Below are 5,652 nucleotides of genomic sequence, written 5' to 3' on the forward strand. Positions count from 1 at the left end.
GGATATGCGTGGCGATCGACAGGGCGTTAATGCCCGGATCGAACACGCCAAAACCGCCTGGTTCCCAGATCCATTCCTGGTTCGGATGCCAGCGCCGCACGTCTTCCTTCCAGTTGATGGCGGCCGAGGTCAGCTTGACCGAGGCGAGGAAGGCGCGCGCGGCCTCTACCGCCGGCGCGTAGCGCGAATGCCAGCTGGCAAAGAGTGAGACGCCGTTCTTTTCGGCCAGCGCCTTGAGGTGCTCGACCTCGCTCACCGTCGCGCCCGGCGGCTTTTCGAGAAACACATGCTTCTTCGCTTCCAGCGCGGTGCGCGCGGCGTCGTAGCGGAACTGCGGCGGCATGCAGAGCGAGACCGCCTCGAGATCGGGCTCGGCGGCAATCATCGCTTCAATTGTCGGGTAGTTCGGAATGCCGTCGACCTTGCCATGGCGGCTCGCCGCGGCGACGAGCCGGTAGTCGCCGTCCTTGGCGACCGCCGGCAAATGCTGGTCGCGCACGATCTTCCCCACGCCGACGATGCCGAGCTTGATGGGATTGCTGGTCATGGGAACTCCGGAAAAGAAGAATGGCTGGCTAGGTTGTTGGAGAGGATCGGGAGGACGTTGTGCCGCCGGCTATATCAGAACGGTTCGTCAAAGGTGACGATCGAGACCTCGCCTTCCAGCGCGCCCTGGTAGGCCGACAGATGCGGCTCCTCGTCGGGCTCGCCTTCCATGTCGCCGATCTGATCGAGCTCGGCCTCCGCGAATCCCTCGGCGGCGAGCGATTCGAGCGCGCGGCGCACGGCAGAATCATCGTCAGGCGCCACCAGCATCACATGCACGCCCTCGGGCTTGCCGCCCTTCTTGCGCCAGACTCGTCCGGTGATGATGGTGACCGGCCGTTCTTCATTGTCGTTCACGGGCTGATTCCTCGTTTTCCGGCCCAAAGTCCGGCTCAGCCGCCTTTTGGCACGAAGCCGGTGCGGAAGACAGCCGCAAGCCGGTCACTTTCTTCCTCGCTCTTGAAAAAAGGCGCAATAAAATTACATGCCTTTTGCGCATGGCTGCCAAGCCTCGAATTGACCGCAATATTTGCCGTTGCGGGGTTGACGGGCAATGGCCTTACGAGTAGAAGCCGCGACGTCAGAACCGATGTGAGACCGGCCTTTCCGAGGCGACACGCTTTGGAGTTTGTCTCAAACAGGGTTCGTTTTACGAGCGAAAAGACATTTCCGGCGCGCATGAAGCGGCTTCCGCTTCCTCTGCAATTTGTTCGGGCAGGACCGCGAGACGCGGTGTGTTGCCCGAATTCGCGTATGGAAATGACGCTTTGAGCGGCCCTGACAGGGCAGACACGGAATTGAGAGACAAGAGGGTTTAATGCCTACCGTCAACCAGCTGATCCGCAAGCCGCGCCTGGCGCCGGTGAAGCGAAACAAGGTCCCGGCCATGCAGCAGAACCCGCAGAAGCGGGGCGTCTGCACGCGCGTCTACACCACGACGCCGAAGAAGCCGAACTCGGCGCTGCGTAAGGTGGCCAAGATTCGCCTGACCAACGGTTTTGAAGTGATCGGCTACATCCCCGGCGAAGGCCACAACCTTCAGGAACACTCGGTGGTCATGATCCGCGGCGGTCGCGTCAAGGATCTGCCGGGCGTCCGCTACCACATCATCCGCGGCGTGCTCGACACGCAGGGTGTGAAGAACCGCAAGCAGCGTCGTTCGAAATACGGCGCCAAGCGTCCGAAGTAAGGGTTTCCCATGTCCCGTCGTCACAGTGCAGAAAAGCGTGAGATCAACCCGGATCCCAAGTTCGGCGATCTGATCGTCACCAAGTTCATGAACGCCGTCATGTATGACGGCAAGAAGTCGGTTGCCGAGACCATCGTCTATGGCGCTCTGGACCAGGTCCAGGCCAAGACCAAGCAGGAGCCGGTCACCGTCTTCCACCAGGCGCTCGACAATGTCGCGCCGCATGTGGAAGTGCGCTCGCGTCGCGTTGGCGGCGCCACCTACCAGGTTCCGGTCGACGTGCGCCCCGAGCGCCGCCAGGCGCTGGCCATTCGCTGGCTGATCGCCGCGGCCCGCAACCGCAACGAGACCACCATGGTCGACCGCCTCTCGGGCGAGCTGATGGACGCGGCCAACAACCGCGGCACCGCCGTCAAGAAGCGTGAAGACACCCACAAGATGGCGGAAGCCAACCGCGCCTTCGCGCATTACCGCTGGTAACGCGAAAGAGACTGAGAGGCACCTCCCATGGCCCGCGAATACAAGATCGAAGACTACCGCAATTTCGGTATCATGGCGCATATCGACGCCGGCAAGACGACGACGACCGAGCGCGTCCTGTACTACACGGGCAAGTCGCACAAGATCGGCGAAGTCCATGACGGCGCTGCCACCATGGACTGGATGGAGCAGGAGCAGGAACGCGGCATCACCATCACGTCCGCCGCGACCACGACCTTCTGGAAGGGTCGTGACGGCAAGATGCGCCGCTTCAACATCATCGACACCCCCGGACACGTCGACTTCACCATTGAGGTCGAGCGTTCGCTGCGCGTGCTCGACGGCGCCATCGCGCTGCTCGATGCCAACGCCGGCGTGGAGCCGCAGACCGAGACCGTGTGGCGTCAGGCCGACAAGTACCACGTGCCGCGCATGATCTTCTGCAACAAGATGGACAAGATCGGCGCCGACTTCTATCGCTCTGAAGAGATGATCGGTTCGCGCCTCGGCGCGCAGGCTGTCGTCATGCAGCTGCCGATCGGCGCCGAGACCGAGTTCAAGGGCGTCGTCGACCTCGTCGAGATGAACGCGCTCGTCTGGCGCGACGAGACGCTGGGCGCTGCTTGGGACGTCGTCGAGATCCCGGCCGACCTCAAAGCCAAGGCCGAGCAGTACCGCGAGAAGATGATCGAAGCCGCCGTCGAGATGGACGAGACCGCGCTCGAGAACTATCTCGAAGGCAAGATGCCGTCGAATGACGAGATCCGCGCGCTGATCCGCAAGGGCACCATCGCGGTCAAGTTCTTCCCGATGTTCTGCGGCTCGGCCTTTAAGAACAAGGGCGTGCAGCCGCTGCTCGACGCTGTCGTCGAATACCTGCCGTCGCCGATCGACGTGCCGGCCATCAAGGGCGTCGACGCCAAGACCGACGCCGAGATCGAACGTCACGCCGACGACAACGAGCCGCTGTCGATGCTGGCGTTCAAGATCATGAACGACCCGTTCGTCGGTTCGCTGACCTTTGCCCGCATCTATTCGGGCAAGCTCACCAAGGGCACCTCGCTCGACAACACGGTGAAGGGCAAGAAGGAGCGCATCGGCCGCATGCTGCAGATGCATGCGAACTCGCGCGCCGACATCGAGGAAGCCTATGCCGGCGACATCGTTGCGCTGGCCGGCCTCAAGGACACGACCACGGGCGACACGCTCTGCGATCCGCTGCACCCGGTCATCCTCGAGCGCATGGAATTCCCCGATCCGGTCATCCAGATCGCCATCGAGCCGAAGACCAAGAACGACCAGGAAAAGATGGGCCTCGCGCTGCATCGCCTGGCGGCCGAGGATCCGTCCTTCCGCGTCAAGACCGACGAGGAATCGGGCCAGACCATCATCGCCGGCATGGGCGAGCTGCATCTCGACATCATCGTCGACCGCATGCGCCGCGAGTTCAAGGTCGAGGCCAATGTCGGCGCGCCGCAGGTGGCTTATCGCGAGACGATCACCCGCACGCACGAGCAGGATTACACGCACAAGAAGCAGACCGGCGGTACCGGCCAGTTCGCTCGCGTCAAGATCATCTTCGAGCCGAACACCGAGAGCGAAGAGTTCGTGTTCGAGTCCAAGATCGTCGGCGGTGCGGTTCCGAAGGAATACATCCCGGGCGTCGAGAAGGGCATCAACAGCGTCATGGGTTCCGGCCCGTTCGCCGGCTTCCCGATGATCGGCGTCAAGGCGACCCTCGTGGATGGCGCCTTCCACGACGTCGACTCCTCGGTGCTGGCGTTCGAAATCGCCTCCCGCGCCTGCTTCAAGGAAGCCGCTCCGCGCCTCGGCGTGCAGCTGCTTGAGCCGATCATGAAGGTCGAGGTCGTGACGCCGGAAGATTATGTCGGCGGCGTCATCGGCGACCTCAACGGCCGTCGTGGCCAGATCCAGGGTCAGGAAGCGCGTGGCGTTGCCGTCGTCATCAACGCGATGGTGCCGCTGGCGAACATGTTCAAGTACGTCGACAATCTGCGTTCGATGTCGCAGGGCCGCGCCCAGTACACGATGCAGTTCGACCACTACGAGCCGGTTCCGACTGCGGTCGCCCAGGAAGTTCAGAAGAAATACGCGTAACTCGAGCGGGTTGCACGAGACCTTAATTCAAGGCCCGCACGGGCAAGCAGGATTGGAGAGATCACATGGCAAAAGGTAAATTCGAGCGCACCAAGCCGCATGTGAACATTGGCACGATCGGTCACGTCGATCATGGCAAGACGTCGCTGACGGCGGCGATCACGAAGTATTTTGGCGAATACAAGCGCTATGACCAGATCGACGCGGCACCCGAAGAGAAGGCGCGCGGCATCACGATTTCGACGGCTCACGTCGAGTATGAGACGGCCAACCGTCACTATGCTCACGTCGACTGCCCCGGCCACGCCGACTATGTGAAGAACATGATCACCGGTGCCGCCCAGATGGACGGCGCGATCCTGGTCGTGTCGGCCGCTGACGGCCCGATGCCGCAGACCCGCGAGCACATCCTGCTTGCCCGTCAGGTCGGTGTGCCTTCGATCGTGGTGTTCCTCAACAAGGTCGATCAGGTCGACGACGCCGAGCTGCTCGAGCTGGTCGAGCTCGAGGTTCGCGAGCTTCTGTCGAAGAATGAGTTCCCCGGCGACGACATTCCGATCGTCAAGGGCTCGGCGCTGGCCGCTCTCGAGGATTCGAACAAGACCATCGGCGAGGACGCCATCCGCGAGCTGATGGCTCAGGTCGACGCCTACATCCCGACCCCGGTTCGTCCGCTGGACAAGCCGTTCCTGATGCCGATCGAGGACGTGTTCTCGATCTCGGGCCGCGGCACGGTCGTGACCGGCCGCGTCGAGCGCGGCGTGGTCAAGGTCGGCGAGGAACTGGAGATCGTCGGCATCCGTCCGACCGCCAAGACGACCTGCACGGGCGTTGAAATGTTCCGCAAGCTGCTCGACCAGGGCCAGGCCGGCGACAACATCGGCGCGCTGCTGCGCGGCATCGACCGCGAGGGCGTCGAGCGTGGCCAGGTTCTGGCCAAGCCGGGCTCGGTGAAGCCGCACAAGAAGTTCGTGGCCGAAGCCTACATCCTGACCAAGGACGAAGGCGGCCGTCACACGCCGTTCTTCACCAACTACCGTCCGCAGTTCTACTTCCGCACGACGGACGTGACGGGCATCGTGACGCTGCCGGCCGGCACCGAGATGGTGATGCCCGGCGACAACATCACCGTCGACGTCGAGCTGATCGTGCCGATCGCGATGGAAGAGAAGCTGCGCTTCGCCATCCGTGAAGGCGGCCGCACCGTCGGTGCAGGCATCGTCGTCACCATCAAGGAGTAATCGATCCGGCCGTTGCCGGTTCGACAAGGGAAAGGGCGGTCTTCGGGCCGCCCTTTTCGTTTGGAAGCAGTATCGGGC

At 62.8% G+C, this 5,652-nt stretch carries 7 protein-coding genes; 4 read left to right on the plus strand and 3 right to left on the minus strand.

What is annotated here, in order from left to right:
- The 3 genes from EOA24_RS25500 to EOA24_RS41815 form a co-directional block, all read right to left on the minus strand.
- Window positions 1–547, minus strand: a 547-nt coding sequence (locus EOA24_RS25500; RefSeq protein ID WP_133374606.1) for a Gfo/Idh/MocA family oxidoreductase, incomplete at its 3' end; no start/stop codon positions are given.
- 74 nt (window positions 548–621) lie between these two features.
- Window positions 622–903, minus strand: coding sequence for a hypothetical protein (locus EOA24_RS25505; RefSeq protein WP_040983044.1), 282 nt, complete (start codon window positions 901–903; stop codon window positions 622–624).
- Between the two features lie 35 nt (window positions 904–938).
- Complete coding sequence (locus EOA24_RS41815; protein WP_189343137.1) at window positions 939–1,226, minus strand: hypothetical protein; 288 nt, start codon at window positions 1,224–1,226, stop codon at window positions 939–941.
- A gap of 137 nt (window positions 1,227–1,363) precedes the next feature.
- Between EOA24_RS41815 and rpsL the strand changes: the two genes are divergently transcribed.
- The 4 genes from rpsL to tuf all read left to right on the plus strand — a co-directional run bounded on the left by rpsL (window position 1,364) and on the right by tuf (window position 5,574).
- The gene (rpsL, locus tag EOA24_RS25515) at window positions 1,364–1,735 is read left to right on the plus strand and encodes a 30S ribosomal protein S12 (protein ID WP_006202128.1); all 372 of its coding nucleotides are present in this window, start codon (window positions 1,364–1,366) and stop codon (window positions 1,733–1,735) included.
- Window positions 1,736–1,744: 9 nt separating this feature from the next.
- Window positions 1,745–2,215: a 30S ribosomal protein S7 gene (gene rpsG, locus EOA24_RS25520; RefSeq protein WP_027170372.1), complete on the plus strand. Its 471-nt coding sequence runs from the start codon at window positions 1,745–1,747 to the stop codon at window positions 2,213–2,215.
- Window positions 2,216–2,242: 27 nt separating this feature from the next.
- Window positions 2,243–4,333 carry an elongation factor G gene (fusA, locus tag EOA24_RS25525; RefSeq protein WP_095818141.1) on the plus strand — a complete coding sequence of 697 codons (2,091 nt, stop codon included), beginning with the start codon at window positions 2,243–2,245 and terminating at the stop codon, window positions 4,331–4,333.
- 65 nt (window positions 4,334–4,398) lie between these two features.
- Complete coding sequence (gene tuf, locus EOA24_RS25530) at window positions 4,399–5,574, plus strand: elongation factor Tu (RefSeq protein ID WP_040983039.1); 1,176 nt, start codon at window positions 4,399–4,401, stop codon at window positions 5,572–5,574.
- The last annotated feature ends 78 nt before the right edge of the window (window positions 5,575–5,652 follow it).

Origin of the sequence: Mesorhizobium sp. M2A.F.Ca.ET.039.01.1.1 (assembly GCF_003998035.1) — a bacterium.
Classification (GTDB): domain Bacteria; phylum Pseudomonadota; class Alphaproteobacteria; order Rhizobiales; family Rhizobiaceae; genus Mesorhizobium.

What these genes read in the sequence shown, in the direction of transcription:
- EOA24_RS41815 (WP_189343137.1), bottom strand. Translation starts at nt 1,226, where the DNA reads ATGCGCGCCGGAAATGTCTTTTCGCTCGTAAAACGAACCCTGTTTGAG.
- rpsL (WP_006202128.1), top strand. Translation starts at nt 1,364, where the DNA reads ATGCCTACCGTCAACCAGCTGATCCGCAAGCCGCGCCTGGCGCCGGTG.
- rpsG (WP_027170372.1), top strand. Translation starts at nt 1,745, where the DNA reads ATGTCCCGTCGTCACAGTGCAGAAAAGCGTGAGATCAACCCGGATCCC.
- fusA (WP_095818141.1), top strand. Translation starts at nt 2,243, where the DNA reads ATGGCCCGCGAATACAAGATCGAAGACTACCGCAATTTCGGTATCATG.
- tuf (WP_040983039.1), top strand. Translation starts at nt 4,399, where the DNA reads ATGGCAAAAGGTAAATTCGAGCGCACCAAGCCGCATGTGAACATTGGC.